The sequence below is a fragment of the Acinetobacter sp. SAAs474 genome, from assembly GCF_032823475.1.
GTDB lineage: Bacteria > Pseudomonadota > Gammaproteobacteria > Pseudomonadales > Moraxellaceae > Acinetobacter.
Map to the genome: position 1 here is coordinate 3,005,145 of NZ_CP127915.1, position 14,510 is coordinate 3,019,654.

Annotated in this window: 13 protein-coding genes; 2 read left to right on the forward strand and 11 right to left on the reverse strand. The window is 34.5% G+C overall.

All coding sequences use genetic code 11. From position 1 onward, the window contains the following. Positions 1-90: 90 nt before the first annotated feature. From QSG86_RS14975 to QSG86_RS14985, 3 genes are all read right to left on the reverse strand, one after another. The gene (locus QSG86_RS14975; RefSeq protein WP_317032604.1) at positions 91-429 is read right to left on the reverse strand and encodes an FKBP-type peptidyl-prolyl cis-trans isomerase; all 339 of its coding nucleotides are present in this window, start codon (positions 427-429) and stop codon (positions 91-93) included. Between the two features lie 15 nt (positions 430-444). Further along, on the reverse strand, positions 445-975 hold the full coding sequence (locus tag QSG86_RS14980) for a YaeQ family protein (RefSeq protein ID WP_317032226.1): 531 nt from the start codon (positions 973-975) through the stop codon (positions 445-447). Positions 976-1,199: 224 nt separating this feature from the next. Continuing rightward, positions 1,200-2,210, reverse strand: coding sequence for a CobW family GTP-binding protein (locus QSG86_RS14985; RefSeq protein WP_317032227.1), 1,011 nt, complete (start codon positions 2,208-2,210; stop codon positions 1,200-1,202). A gap of 387 nt (positions 2,211-2,597) precedes the next feature. Here QSG86_RS14985 and QSG86_RS14990 point away from each other — a divergent pair, with 387 nt between their 5' ends. Beyond that, positions 2,598-2,798 (forward strand): hypothetical protein, encoded by a 201-nt coding sequence (locus tag QSG86_RS14990; RefSeq protein ID WP_317032228.1) that lies wholly within the window; start codon positions 2,598-2,600, stop codon positions 2,796-2,798. Between the two features lie 292 nt (positions 2,799-3,090). Further along, positions 3,091-4,698: a bifunctional 3-(3-hydroxy-phenyl)propionate/3-hydroxycinnamic acid hydroxylase gene (locus tag QSG86_RS14995; protein ID WP_317032229.1), complete on the forward strand. Its 1,608-nt coding sequence runs from the start codon at positions 3,091-3,093 to the stop codon at positions 4,696-4,698. 435 nt (positions 4,699-5,133) lie between these two features. Here QSG86_RS14995 and QSG86_RS15000 read toward each other — a convergent pair whose 3' ends face one another. The 8 genes from QSG86_RS15000 to gltS form a co-directional block, all read right to left on the reverse strand. Then, the gene (locus QSG86_RS15000; protein WP_317032230.1) at positions 5,134-6,027 is read right to left on the reverse strand and encodes a LysR substrate-binding domain-containing protein; all 894 of its coding nucleotides are present in this window, start codon (positions 6,025-6,027) and stop codon (positions 5,134-5,136) included. 10 nt (positions 6,028-6,037) lie between these two features. After that, complete coding sequence (locus tag QSG86_RS15005; RefSeq protein WP_317032231.1) at positions 6,038-7,231, reverse strand: MFS transporter; 1,194 nt, start codon at positions 7,229-7,231, stop codon at positions 6,038-6,040. 23 nt (positions 7,232-7,254) lie between these two features. Next, entirely contained in the window at positions 7,255-7,812 is a 558-nt protein-coding gene (locus tag QSG86_RS15010) for a TetR/AcrR family transcriptional regulator (RefSeq protein WP_317032232.1), read from the reverse strand. Positions 7,813-8,011: 199 nt separating this feature from the next. Next, on the reverse strand, positions 8,012-8,527 hold the full coding sequence (locus QSG86_RS15015) for an acyl-CoA thioesterase (protein ID WP_317032233.1): 516 nt from the start codon (positions 8,525-8,527) through the stop codon (positions 8,012-8,014). A gap of 332 nt (positions 8,528-8,859) precedes the next feature. Then, positions 8,860-9,033, reverse strand: a complete 174-nt coding sequence (locus QSG86_RS15020) for a hypothetical protein (RefSeq protein WP_317032234.1) — start codon at positions 9,031-9,033, stop codon at positions 8,860-8,862. A 555-nt stretch (positions 9,034-9,588) separates the two neighbouring features. After that, positions 9,589-10,599: a patatin-like phospholipase family protein gene (locus tag QSG86_RS15025; RefSeq protein WP_317032235.1), complete on the reverse strand. Its 1,011-nt coding sequence runs from the start codon at positions 10,597-10,599 to the stop codon at positions 9,589-9,591. 341 nt (positions 10,600-10,940) lie between these two features. Beyond that, positions 10,941-12,416, reverse strand: coding sequence for an alanine/glycine:cation symporter family protein (locus QSG86_RS15030; RefSeq protein ID WP_317032236.1), 1,476 nt, complete (start codon positions 12,414-12,416; stop codon positions 10,941-10,943). Between the two features lie 299 nt (positions 12,417-12,715). Next, positions 12,716-13,954 (reverse strand): sodium/glutamate symporter, encoded by a 1,239-nt coding sequence (gltS, locus tag QSG86_RS15035; protein ID WP_317032237.1) that lies wholly within the window; start codon positions 13,952-13,954, stop codon positions 12,716-12,718. Between the last annotated feature and the right edge of the window lie 556 nt (positions 13,955-14,510).

A 14,510-nucleotide genomic window follows, 5' to 3' on the forward strand; every position in this document is an offset into this window, starting at 1 on the left:
ACGATTATCTTGATCTATCCATGACGATAATAGTCTCCTGCTCTTGATTGACCATATAATCTGCTATTATATGGTCAATGCTGAATCGCACTAATCTCGTGTTTTTACATCAAACAGCTCAATTTCAAATATAAGATTAGAATTGGCTGGGATAACATTGCCCATTTTACGATTACCGTAAGCCAAATGTGCTGGAACAATTAATTTACGTTTACCACCAACTTTCATCCCCATAATGCCTTGATCCCAGCCTTTAATTACACGACCAGTCCCAATAACACATTCAAAATAATTACCGCGATCAATTGAAGAGTCAAACTTTGTACCATCTTCTAACCAACCGGTATAATGGGTGGTAATTAAAGCTCCTTTAACAGCCGCCTTACCCTCACCTACTTTTAAATCAATAATCTCTAATTCATTACTCATCATTTACTCTCTTACTTACTGTAACTGAATCCACTCCACTGCAGCTTGACCATGATCACTCAGCAAAGTCCATTCACCATCCATCACATTAAGCTGTAGTTGCATGGTGCGTTGACACAATACTTGTATCGCTGCTGTTGTCTCTGGCGTTAATTGCCAAACCTCAACATTACGCAATGTTTTAAGCTTACTATTACGTTTATACCATTCGTCTACACTACTGCCATAAGTCACAATACTCACTTGCTGACAACGTGCAGCAGCTTTTTTGACTTTATCCTCATCTGGCATACCGACTTCAATCCATTTTACCAATTGACCGGTGAGGTCTTTTTCCCACAAGGCAGGTTCATTGGTTTCAAATAAATCTTTCGTAAACTCTAATCCATCATCAACATATTTAGCATATGCCAAGATGCGTACCATTAAACGTTCAATCGTTTCAGATGGGTGAAGTGCCATAGTAAATTGGTAATCACCATATTGATGACTGTCCATATTTGCAATATTTAAATCTACTTTATAAATCGTGGCTTTTAGTGCCATACATAAATCCTCAAATTAGGCACTTAGCATACTCGATTTCATGCGTAAAATGCGGATTGAGTACCATATCTCGAACAAACCGATCATTATGATCAGTAAAGTATGATCATTTTTTAATAGCAAACGTGATTCATCCATACAGGATTAACCCCACATCATCATACTATTTACCATTATCATGATATATCGATATGTTATGAGATATCCGATCTCTACTCTACTTTTCACAACATGGGGTGATCTGCTCGACAGCAAGATAATAGCTGTGTTTCAAAATCATTCCAGTGACGCTCTGATTGATAGATAATTTCTAGTCGATTATCAATATTTTCTATCGTATCTTGATAATTAAATTGCTCTGCATTGAAGTTAAACGCCTTCCACCCCTGATCTGTATACAATATTGCTTTAATACGAAGCCAGTCTTTTTGTTCACATAATAGATCCAAAACATCATGAAAATTAAACATCCATCGTTTAGGAAATTTCCACCCTGCCACACTATAATGTTGTGCTGTTTCAACGTAATGATAAGGTAGTTTTTTAATTTCGACTGGCTGCTGTGTGATCGATGCTGCTTTTTGTAGCTGCAATAGTGGCTGTATTTGACGCTGTGCTGCGACGTAATCAAGATCAAGCTGTGATAACAAAATTTGATCATACTGCTGTGCTAACCATGTCTTTGCATAAGCCTTGAACTCTTGCTTAAGTTGATTTAATGCAACGAAGTCACTCGGTTGCATTCGATCTAAATGGGAAACGACGATCATCTGTGCTGCTTTTAATTGCTCAGTATATAAGGGATGTTTCATCCATTCATCATGCTGTATTTTTGAACCATCAATCACGGTTATTGGGCTTTTTAAACACAGATATTGCTGCCAATGTGGTTCTGTCAATTGCTCAATCAGCTGTGCTGGATGACCCAAACCCGTGGGTTCAATAAACAAACGATCAGGTTGAACCTCACTTAATAGTCGAGAGAGTGCAATTTGCATAGGCAATTGACTACTACAACATAAACACCCGCCTAATAATTCTTTAATGGCATAACCAGACTGATCCGGTAATAAACATTGATCAATACCAATCTGGCCAAACTCATTGATGAGTATAGCCCACGTTTCTGTTGCTGGTTTCTGACGCAATAATGTATTTAAAAAAGTGGTTTTTCCAGCACCTAAAAAACCAGCGATAATATGTGTCGGGGTATGTTTAATTACAGATAATTTCACAGAAATTCTTATAAAAACTAAATATTTTCTATGCTAACAAGTTTTTATCATTATTTAATAGTCATCTTTTTTGAAATATTTTATTACATTTTTCATGATGATAAAAAACTGTCTGATGATTTAAATCAGCATCTTAATGTAACAATAAGTATCTAAATATGTAGAAAAAACATTCGTTTATCATATTTTCATACAAAAAAAATTTTTCAACATCGTTATATATTACAAAAATAAAACACAAATAAATACTATGTGTATTATATGTAAATGAAACTGTTTTGCTTTGTGAGTTTTATTGCTCTAAATACATTTGGCTCTTAGGATGACTCAGTCCATGTTTAGTGATGATAAATATGGATACTTGTTTTGTTATTTAAGGATGCTCATATGAAATTAACTCAAATTTTACTTGCAACACTCGTGACTGCCACTGCTGCCACTACATTTGCTGCTACAAATGAAAAAATGGCATCATCAGCACCAACAACTGAAAGCATGGTTGTTGTTGAAGAAGACGCTTCTGCCCCAACAACTGCAGGCTCTGAAGCAACACCTAATGCAACATCTACTGAGACTCCAGCTCAGTAACTTTTGAGATAATGTCTATATCTCAAAATTGGTTCCGTTGAGAACATTGCTGAATTACTTTGGTAATTCAGCTTTTTTTATTTTACTTTACTATAGAAATTAATGATCATTATATCTAATTTTAAAATAGTTAATTTTTTAATTTTATCTATAAAAATTAAATATTTACATATTTGAAATTACTTTTATGTGCTCACTTGAATCATCTGTTTCCACTATCGAATAGCTTGATGAATTAGGTTACTTAACCGTTAATAGTCATCACTTGTGAATTGATAAATGGACATTCGCTATGACTAACACAACAGATTATTCAACTGAAGTTGCTATTTTAGGTGCAGGACCAGTTGGCTTAACAATTGCGAACTATTTAAGCAAACAAGGAATTCAAGTCACAGTGATTGAACAATTGGATCAACTGATTGATTATCCTCGTGCAATTGGTATTGATGATGAATCATTAAGAACTATTCAATCAGTTGGCCTTGTTGAACAGGTTCTTCCTCATACGACACCGAACCATGCGATGCGATTCCTCACTCCCAAAGGACGCTGCTTTGCAGATATTCAACCCATGACACGTGAATTTGGTTTTCCACGTCGTAATGCATTTATTCAACCACAAGTAGACAATGTATTACTCAATGGGCTTAAACAATATAAAGATACTCGCGTACTTTTTTCACGCCAACTGACTGAGTTTAGTCAAGATGCGCAAGGCGTTACACTTAAGCTGGAAGATAAGGCACAAAAACAAGAAATTATTCATGCACAGTATCTGATTGCTTGTGATGGCGGTAACTCTATTGTCAGACGTAGCCTAAATATTGGCTTTGATGGTAAAACAGCACCAAATCAATGGATCGTGATTGATATTGAAAATGATCCACTCGCAACACCACATATTTATTTATGCTGTGACCCAATTCGTCCTTATGTATCTGCTGCATTACCACATGGTATTCGTCGTTTTGAATTTATGGTGATGCCTGGGGAAACACAGGAAGAACTCAGTAAACCAGAAAATATTGCTCAATTACTGTCGAAAGTTTTACCAACAACCGATGGTATTGAAGTAATTCGTCAACGTGTCTATACCCATAATGCACGTATTGCAGATAAATTTCGGGTAGATCGTATTTTATTGGCTGGTGATGCTGCACATATTATGCCCGTATGGCAAGGTCAAGGCTATAACAGTGGTATGCGTGATGCCTTTAACTTGGCTTGGAAAGTTGCTTTAGTCGTACAACATAAAGCAACACCTGAACTATTAGATAGTTATCAAATTGAACGTAAAGATCATGCCAAAGCCATGATTGATCTTTCAGTAATGGCAGGTCACGTCCTTGCACCACCAAAAAAATGGCAAGGTTTTGTCCGTGATGGTATTGCTTATGCTTTAAATTACATTAAACCGATTAAACAATACTTGCTTGAAATGCGCTTTAAACCCATGCCTAAATATCATGATGGGGCTTTGGTTGCGACAACCCAAAAAGATTCTCCTGTAGGTAAAATGTTTATTCAGCCTGAAGTAAAATTACCATCAGGACAAACAATTTTACTGGATGAAGTCATTGGCAATAACTTTGCTATTATTGCGTGGGGGGTTAATCCAAAGTGGGGCTTAACTGCTGAAAATTTGGCAAAATGGCAAAAATTAGGCATTAAGTTTATTAACGTCATTCCAGCAGTCCAATTACAAAATCCACAGCGTCAAGAGATAGAAAATGTCATTACCGTTGGTGATTTAGGTACGGATATTCGTAGCTGGTTTGGTAAAACCAATGAGTCAATTGTAATTCTACGTCCAGACCGCTTTGTTGCCGCAATAGCAATCCCGCAGACCTTAAACAGTATAAGCAATCAACTATTTGCTAAACTGCATGTAAAATAACAGAAAGAATCTCCAGCCTAGACCACACAATCGGTGTGGTCTTTTTTGCTCAAAATTTTATGATGCGCTATCGATCTTACGCTGTATTTAAGCCAATCATCACGACATAGATCCTCAGTCAACCTTAGCCTATAGCTGCATCCAAGCTTTTAATAAATACTGTATAATATTCAGACTTAACAATGACATTTCATGATATCTACTCCAGAAACGCATCATCAGCGTTGATTATAAGCCAATTGATTGAGGATAGGGACCGTATCATGATGGTGACTTTTTATTGAAATATAGGCTAAAATTTTATCTATAATTTGGCTGAGCTAAAATTGATCATAACGCCCTATAACACCTGCAGTTGAACCAAAAAAAAATCATTATTCATATACAATATCAATAATGATTTAAAAAATTAAAAGCTTAACAATATTTATTCCATTAAAAAAAGCCCATATAAAATTGCTCTTTTAACAGCTTTAAAATCAAGTCAATTGTTTCTGTTTTTTGATCTTTACGATAACTGGCATATAATCCAATCATAGGTAAAGGCTCAATCGTATTTTTGACAATAATTTTATCTCCCAGTAGTGGAATAACATAAGCAGGTACAATACTCCAGCCGACACCCATTCCAACCCAATTTACATTGGATAAAATATTGGTTGAGTACTGAACTACATTTAAATTCAACTTATATTGTTTGAAAAAATCTTGAATCAGTTTATACAATTGTGGTGAAGCCAATTCATCACTAATCACAAATTTATGCTGAGAAAATGATTTAATGCTGATATGACTTAAATGTGCTTCAGATGAGTCTTTGGGTACAATTAAAGTTAATGGTTCATCAAATACCTGAACATATTCAAGCTCAGGATCTTGATCAATATAACGGGTAAAGGCAATATCAATTTCACCTTTTTTTAAGCGTTTAAATTGTTCTGCATCCGTTAAACTATGAAAACTAATTTTAATATCTGCAAAATATGCCCGTATTTTCGGCATAATATATGGAAAAACTTTCATTTCTGCGACAGGCACAAAACCAATATTTAAATGACTACTATTGGTTTGAGCCACCAATCTGGCATCATTAATGGCTTTTTCTGCATATTCAAGACATAAACGTGCTTGTTTTAAAAATGCTTGCCCTTCCATCGTCAGTTCCACTTTACGATTAGAGCGTATCAACAATTGCACACCAATTTCTTGCTCTAGATCTTTAATCTGTTGACTTAAAGAAGGCTGAACAGTACACATACGTTGAGCAGCTTTGGTAAAATTCAATTCTTCTGCAACAGCAATAAAATAACGTAAATGACGTAATTCCATAAGTTTCACCTCAACTGCTGTACTTTTTTGTCAATGTCGGTACAACCATAATTTTATAAATAAATAATGTCATTAATGCAATTACCGCACATAGAATATAGGTATTTTGGAATCCAACCCAAGCAATACAAATGCCCATAATCACAGAGCCTACAGCTAAACCTAAATCAAATAAGGTAAAAAATGTAGAAATTGCATGCCCCATTCTTTCTTTATCGACAGATTGAATCGCGATCGTCTGCAAACATGGAAATAATGTGCCATACCCCATACCAATAAATACTGCTGAAATCCAAAGTACCCATTGATTGGTTAAAAAACTAACGATGATTAATCCGATTGCAAATAAAATAAAAGAAGGATAAATCACCGAACTTGGACCTTTTTGATCATACATTCGTCCGACTAAAGGCCTAACAATGATCATTGAACAGGCAAAAACAATAAAGAAAATACTGGTATAGGCAAGTAGATGCTTGACTTCACTATATGCTGTAATAAAGCTCATAACACTCGAATACGCCAATGCCGTGAGTAGTGCAACCAAACCTACAGGAACGACTTTTGTTTCGATAATATCATGTAAATTTAATTGATGATTGGGTTTAGATCTGGCCAAAATCGTACCATGTTCTTTGATACGTACACATAAACAGAAAATGAAACCCAATGCCATGAGCACAGCCAAAATCATAAATAAAGTACGAAAACTGGTGAATTGTATCGTGGTCAAGGCCAGTAAAGGACCAAACACGACACCTAAATTGGTCGACATCACATAATAACCCATTCCCTCGCCCTTACGATTTTCAGGAATAAAATCGTTCACAACAGGAACAGCGACTGTGGTTAATATACTAAACCAAATTCCATGTAAAAATCTTACAATTAATAATGACCACATGCTATCAATCCAAAGATAGCTTAAGGCAAATAACATAAAAAAGAATTCAGAACCGCGAAAACTAATTTTTTTTCCAATCTTTTCAATAATTAGACCTGAAAATGGACGAACGGCAATTGAGGAGACTAAAAATAAAGTTAAAGCTAACCCTGCCTGCTCAACTGTTCCTGCTAAATCCTTCATAATATAAATAGGCAGCACGGCCAATAATGCGAAGTAATATGTGAATAAAAATAAATTATTAAATAAACATAAAATAAATGTTCTATTCCATAATCTTTCTGATGTGTTGATTAACATAGTGATTTACTTTACTCAAAATTTTAGGCAGGAATCACAATAGGATCTAAGACCAGATCAACCAATTGCTCAATATATGCTGTATCTGGAATACGATTAAAAAAGATAATTTGATAATGAATCGGTGCATATAAGGTATCTAGCATCAGTTCAAAACAATAACGCGCTTTAATCTCTTTTTTTTCAATCGCAATATCAATTAACTTCCGCATCTGTTCACGGCGAGGCAATAAATATTGTTGAAAAAAAGCACCCGCTGCTTCGCGACATTCTACAATCGCAGCCAATAGTGCTCGGCCCACACCTTGTTGTAAGGCTTGACTTAATTTCGACAATTGTTGCACTAAATTAACTTTTAAACTTTGCGTAAAATCTAATTCAAAAACACATGCTGTTGATTGCTTAAACGCATCAAAAACCAATTGAGCTTTATGCGTCCACCATCGATAAATTGTTGATTTTCCAACACCAGCACGATGAGCAATTTCCTCAATGGTCAGCTTACTATATTCAGTGCTTTCTAAAACCTCGATAACCGTCGCTAAAATAATTGCTTTACGGCGTGAACATTTTTCTGTCATAAGTTAAAAAATAAAACGATACGTATCGTTTCATTTTAAATTAATTTCAAATTCTTGCAGCATTTAATAAGATTAGACATAAGTCTTATATAGGCTAAATAACGACACAATGACTATGGTATACAAGCAGAGTTTGCTTTAATCACAAAAAATGCCAATCTATTGATTGGCATAATTAGACACAAAATACGATGAAAATTTAACGTGCTTTCTTATAAATACTACAAGATGGGTGATGATTTTCTTGTAATCGCGCAACCTTACGTTGCTCCGCTGCTTCAAAACGGCAACGTTTCCAATCATTATCTAACGCCAAAGGAGGGATTTGTTTTGGCTTACTGTTTTCATCCACAGCAACCATTGTAAAATAACAACTATTGGTGTGTCGAACAGTACGTTTTTGAATATTTTGTGCTTCTACACGGATACCAATTTCCATAGAAGTACGTCCAACATGATTAACACTGGCTAAGAATGTCACCAATTCACCGACATAGATCGGCTCTTTAAATGTCACCTTATCCACAGATAGTGTAACCACATAGCTACCAGAATATCTGCTTGCACATGCATACGCAACCTGATCTAATAATTTCAAAATGGTACCACCATGAACATTACCTGAAAAATTTGCCATGTCTGGGGTCATTAAAACGCTCATGGTTAATTCAGATTGATCTTCTAAAATAGGGGTAATTTGATCTAATGGAGACATTACGCTGACTAGACTCTATAAAGAAAATGATATATAGCATTATTATAACTATTTTTCAGGGCGTTGAGTTCCAGAATTAATAAAAAACACATCATTATTTTTTATAATGATTTAACCATCATCAATAGAAATATATAGTCACCCATATCCATTAGACAGTAACGCTTTATTTCGATATTAATAAATAAAATATCTTTAACAATATCAATTTTTTATTTGTACCTAATTGATTTAATCTTAAATATCTCAATCATCAAATCTATTTGATTTTTCAATTTAATGTGCATCATTGATCGGTACGCATTCAATTTTAAATAGAGTATCATGCATGTTTAATGAATCAGTTGTAACATTTCCTTAGAAATATTACCGTATCTTAATACTTGTATATCGCTTAATTTAACTTCTATTTCAAAACTACCATCTGGATTTTCCCCAACCACCTCAAAAATCATATTTTCAACGCTAGCCAAAAGTACTTTGTTGCCTAATTCAATTTTTTTCATATGTAATCCAAATGCTAAATCAGTTTATCTATAAATATGCAGTCTATTGAGTATTGATGAATGTATATACACACTAGAGATATTTATCATGTCAATCATAAATATGGTAAAAGAGCCAATCGCATCATTTTATATCCATCTTATCGTTATATAATATTCAAATATGACTGTAATCAATATAGGACCTAAGATAGGTTTAAACTCAATCATGACATAAAAACTCACTTCACCGTCTATGCCATTTTTTATTTCTCACATCAATTCCTATCATCAAAACAACCAATATCATCATATTCAGTTGAGCGATAAGCCAATTGAGTATAAATACAATTTCAGCAATGATAAATATGGAAAGTTCAGTTTAGTAAGAGTTTATATCTATACTGTTATTCATAAAACTAGGGCGATTAAAATATAATTTATTATTGATCTATAGCGATGACAAAATCTCTATTGTTGAATATATTCAACAAAGAAAACTCATCCTATTATTAGAAATGCGATTATAGGAAGTACAACTATAAAGTCTATAATCAATCTATAACAACAAAAAAATCATTTATTAACGTAATATTTTAAATTATCTTGTTCTTGATTTTTTTCGATTTTTTTACAATTAGATGCATAAATCTGCCCAATCAAAGGTAATTGAGCTAAGGCAGCTTCAGCACCCGCATCAATAATTTTTTCACGATCTTTAACATCAAAAATATGATTTTTTTCTCGTAAATCTGGGCGAATAATAATATCAGCATATTGTAATTCATTATCAGCAATATTTTTTTGCATAATATTAATATTCTGGTTAAATAATCCCCAAATATTTGTTGTAGAGGTATATTCTGGCTGCGCTAAAATATCCACTGCAATAATAATATCCGCACCTAAACGACGTGCCACATCTACAGGAACTGGACTAACCAAGCCCCCATCCACATATTCCTCATGACCAATCTGAGTAGGAATAAACATGCTCGGAATAGAAATAGAAGCACGTACAGCCTGTCCTGTATTGCCATAATTAAATACTGTTTTACGCCCTTCTTTTAATTCAGTTGCCACAACATACATCGGGATTTTTAGCTCTTGTAACTGTTGATGGTTCACTTTTTGATTAATATAGTTTTCAACTTTACGTCCCTCAAAGAAGCCTTTTAAATTAAATGTTAAATCTCGAACATCGTTTACTTTCATCGCTAAAGCAATGTCTTTAAGTTGTTGGGCCGATTTGCCACTGGCATACAGTGACCCCACAATACTACCTGCGCTAGTTCCCACAATAAAATCAGGTTGAATACCACTTTTTTCTAAAATATCAATCACGCCAATATGCGCATAACCTCGTGCTCCACCACTGCCTAACACCAATGCCACGATGGGACGTTGAGTCTGTTGTTTCAGCTGATAGAATTTTTTTAAATCTAAACGCTCTTGTGCCTCATGATTGCGTTTGGCATGTTGTAAAGGCAATTGCGCTGCAGTAGACACAGAAGGAACACTTTGACAGCCACCTAAACTTAATAATATCCAAGTCAATAGAAGAAAAGTATGAGGAAACTTTGCCATATTGTTGAATAACCTATTTAATAATATTGCAAAATGAAGAAGAGTCTTCAAAAATCAAAGCGAAAATCGCACACCTTATGTCGCTATAAATCATACTGCGTCTAAACAAAAATTTATATGTATTCTTCTTTAAAATCCTGAGTAAATAAAATACTAACGCATTATTTTGAATAAAAAATAATAAAAATCAAAAGTTAATATAAATCAAATCAGAAAAAATTATGTTTAAATTTTGTTGCAAATGTTCATCATAAAAGAAAGACCGTAATATCCTGCCAACATGACTTATATTACGGCCATTTTAATCAATATCTGTACCATCAAGATTTTTTCAATATCTTTTACCAAATATCAGATTTTATTTTCTTTTGATAGTGAGGATATTGATCTAATTTAAATATGGGATCTTTCGTCCCCTGCCGTAATTGCATGCTATAGTCCTTTAATAACATCAATAAAAATGGCATCAATAATACAATCGCAAATAAGTTAATACTGGCCATAATTCCCATCAATAAGTCAGCAATTGACCATACCAACGGAATACTGCCAATAGCACCTAAATACACCACGATTAAAACAAGAAAACGAAAAAACAGCATAACTTTTGGATTATTATTAATAAATTGTACATTACCTTCAGCATATGCATAATTGCCAATAATGGTAGAATAAGCAAATAAAAATAAAATAATAGCTAAAAAATCGCTCCCTAAAGGACCAATCTGACTGACCAAAGCTTTTTGTGTTAGCGCCACACCTTCAAAACCTGCACCTTGATATAAACCAGAAACTAAAATAATCATCGCTGTACATGTACATACCACAAAGGTATCAACAAATACTCCTAACATTTGTACTAAGCCTTGATTCACAGGATGCTTTACATCTGAAGCTGCTGCTGCATTCGGTGCCGATCCCATTCCTGCTTCATTGGAAAACAAGCCTCTTTTAATACCCTGCATCATGGCAATAGAAATCATACCACCGAAAAAACCGCCTGCTGCTGCATTCATTTCAAAGGCATGATCAAAAATTAAATTAAAAATCGACGGGAGTAGAGGCCAGTTAAGAATCATAATATAAACGGCAACGGCTAAATATAATAATGCCATCAATGGTACGATCCCTTCTGCAATATAGGCAATCCGTCTAATACCACCAAAAATCACCAATCCCGTGATCAGTACCAAAAAAAGACCAACCCATGAAACTTCCAAGTTAAGTCTTCCTAAATGCAAGATAGGATTATAATCATTCCACCCCCAAGCCTCTGATGTCGCAACCGTGACTGCATTGGCCTGAACGGCATTAAAGGCAAAACCGTAGGTTAAAATCAGTGTAATTGCAAAAACAATCCCTAACCACTTTTGTTTAAGACCTTGGGTAATATAGTATGCAGGACCTCCACGAAAACGTTGATTATGATGATCTTTTATTTTAAATAGTTGCGCTAATGATGATTCTACAAAAGCTGAACTCATCCCCAAAAATGCCGTTAGCCACATCCAAAATATGGCACCCGGACCACCAATTGCAATCGCAATTGCGACCCCAGCAATATTACCGACCCCGACTCGACTTGCCAGCCCCGTTACAAATGCTTGAAATGGCGTAATACCATGAGGATCTTGTCCTTTTTTACGGCTAATTGTCATCACTTTAATACTTTGCAGAAAAAGTCTTAACTGCACTGCCCCAGTGATTAAGGTATAAAAAATACCAACTGCCAATAAAAATACAATGAGAAAATTCCAAAGCAAGCCATTTAATACTTGCACCCAATTCATTAATATTTCATTTAATTGTTCATTCATTTTAGTACTCACTACTATGATGATGATAAAAACAAGAAAAAGCCTTACGATAAGGCTTTTTCTCTGGTTTCTATCACGATTTCTAGCTATTTATGCATATATTTTTTTTAAGATTTCACATCAATAGCCAGATCAAAATACTGTAGATAGCCCGTTATTAATCATTAGACTATCTACATAATAATCGCATTTTTTAAACTTAATTTTACTTATAGCATCAATATACCATCACAATTGTTTTATTTTACTTAAATTACGTTATGGTCACGATGCTATATCAATGTACGCTACTCTTGACTTTAAATAAAGAATTTTAAAATCACCTGAATAATAGTGGCATTAATCAAATCTACAAAAAATGCACCACACAAAGGAACGATTAAGAATGCTTTATGTGAAGGTCCATACATATTGGTAATGGCTTGCATATTTGCAACTGCTGTTGGTGTTGCCCCCATCCCAAAACCACAATGACCAGCAGCAAGTACCGAGGCATCATAATCTTTACCCATAACTCTAAAGGTAATAAATCCAGCATAAAGTGCCATGGTAATCGTTTGTGCACCCAAGATAACCACTAAAGGACCAGCAAGATCTGCCAATTGCCATAATTTTAATGACAATAAAGCCATGGCAAGATACATCGATAATGAAGCATTACCAAAAACATCAATGGCGCGGTCAAAAATTTGGATTTTGAGTACACTTTCAAGAATATTACGAATAATCACACCACCAGCAAGTGCCCAAACAAATGTCGGTAGTTCAAACATGGTTCCTTTGGAGTAACCGCTCATAATTTCAGCAAAAGCCAAACAGCCAGCAAAAAGACCAATCGTCGTGATGGCATTATCAGGCGTAATTAAACGGACACGATGTGGATATTCAAATGGTACATATTCGGTATTATTAATATCTTCAGGTGTACTGTCTTCTTTTTCAATTTGTTCATTGGTCCGTGGCGTAGACAATGAATAGCGATTAATCAGTAGTTTTGCCAATGGCCCACCAATAATACCACCAATAATCAAACCAAAAGTGGCACTTGCCATTCCCAGTGCCAGTGCACCTTGAATACCGTGTTTTACTTCTAGAATTTCACCCCAAGCACCCGCAGTACCATGTCCACCCGTCAGTGTAATTGAACCTGCGATCAAACCAATTAAAGGATCTAGTCCTAATAAGGTCGCCAAACTGATACCGACAAAGTTTTGTACCACAATAAACGCGGAGATCACAATCAAGAAAATTACCAATGCCATGCCACCTTCTTTAAGCTTGGCAAAATTGGCACTTAAACCAATCGAAGCAAAGAAAATTAGCATAAAGCTGGTTTGTAATTCACTACTGGTTGAAATACTATAACCCCAAAAATTGTGAACAATTAATGAGATCACTGCTGCAACAAGACCACCAGCAACCGGTTCCGGAATATTATAACGCTTTAAAAACTCAATATGATTTACTAAAAATCGACCAAGCAACAAAACAATTACTGCTGCAATCAATGTATAGTAAGCATTAAAAGTAAATTCCATAGAAACTTTCCCTATTAAAGCTAAAACGATATCTGTGCTATCGCCATTACGCTAGGATATTGGCAATAAAACAAGTGTAATTTAACAATAATTTAGTAAAACATACTCTTTCACACAAATATGAAGATCGCACCATCTTAAAAATTAATAATATAAAACATAATGTTAAATATATAATTTATATTATCATCACTTAATGATGCCGATTAAAAGGGGCACATTATGCGGATTTTTAAAAAAATTTGCGTTATTTTTTACAAAAAAGTTTAATTTAATACGATTTTTATGAGAAATATTTATTTGCTGTGATGACATCGGGTATATCATCATGAGCGCTATTTATCATTGATCTAGATCTGTCACTGTATATATTTCAATCAGGTACAATCATAAAATATAAAGTCCAACGACAAAAGCGCATCTATTAAGCTGCCCCGAATATTTAAATATTTTCATCAAAATCTCCTTGTTAAAGGTTATTCGATTTTCTATTTTTAAACCTATTTAATTTTTGGGAGCATTCACGATAGATAGCGATTGACGAAATAGTCATTAA

Bases quoted from the DNA above. Each gene is read 5' to 3' on its own strand.
- QSG86_RS15005 (WP_317032231.1), bottom strand. From the start codon at position 7,231: ATGTTAATCAACACATCAGAAAGATTATGGAATAGAACATTTATTTTA.
- QSG86_RS15020 (WP_317032234.1), bottom strand. From the start codon at position 9,033: ATGAAAAAAATTGAATTAGGCAACAAAGTACTTTTGGCTAGCGTTGAA.
- QSG86_RS15015 (WP_317032233.1), bottom strand. From the start codon at position 8,527: ATGTCTCCATTAGATCAAATTACCCCTATTTTAGAAGATCAATCTGAA.
- QSG86_RS14980 (WP_317032226.1), bottom strand. From the start codon at position 975: ATGGCACTAAAAGCCACGATTTATAAAGTAGATTTAAATATTGCAAAT.
- QSG86_RS15030 (WP_317032236.1), bottom strand. From the start codon at position 12,416: ATGAATGAACAATTAAATGAAATATTAATGAATTGGGTGCAAGTATTA.
- QSG86_RS15000 (WP_317032230.1), bottom strand. From the start codon at position 6,027: ATGGAATTACGTCATTTACGTTATTTTATTGCTGTTGCAGAAGAATTG.
- QSG86_RS14995 (WP_317032229.1), top strand. From the start codon at position 3,091: ATGACTAACACAACAGATTATTCAACTGAAGTTGCTATTTTAGGTGCA.
- gltS (WP_317032237.1), bottom strand. From the start codon at position 13,954: ATGGAATTTACTTTTAATGCTTACTATACATTGATTGCAGCAGTAATT.
- QSG86_RS14975 (WP_317032604.1), bottom strand. From the start codon at position 429: ATGAGTAATGAATTAGAGATTATTGATTTAAAAGTAGGTGAGGGTAAG.
- QSG86_RS15010 (WP_317032232.1), bottom strand. From the start codon at position 7,812: ATGACAGAAAAATGTTCACGCCGTAAAGCAATTATTTTAGCGACGGTT.
- QSG86_RS14990 (WP_317032228.1), top strand. From the start codon at position 2,598: ATGAAATTAACTCAAATTTTACTTGCAACACTCGTGACTGCCACTGCT.
- QSG86_RS15025 (WP_317032235.1), bottom strand. From the start codon at position 10,599: ATGGCAAAGTTTCCTCATACTTTTCTTCTATTGACTTGGATATTATTA.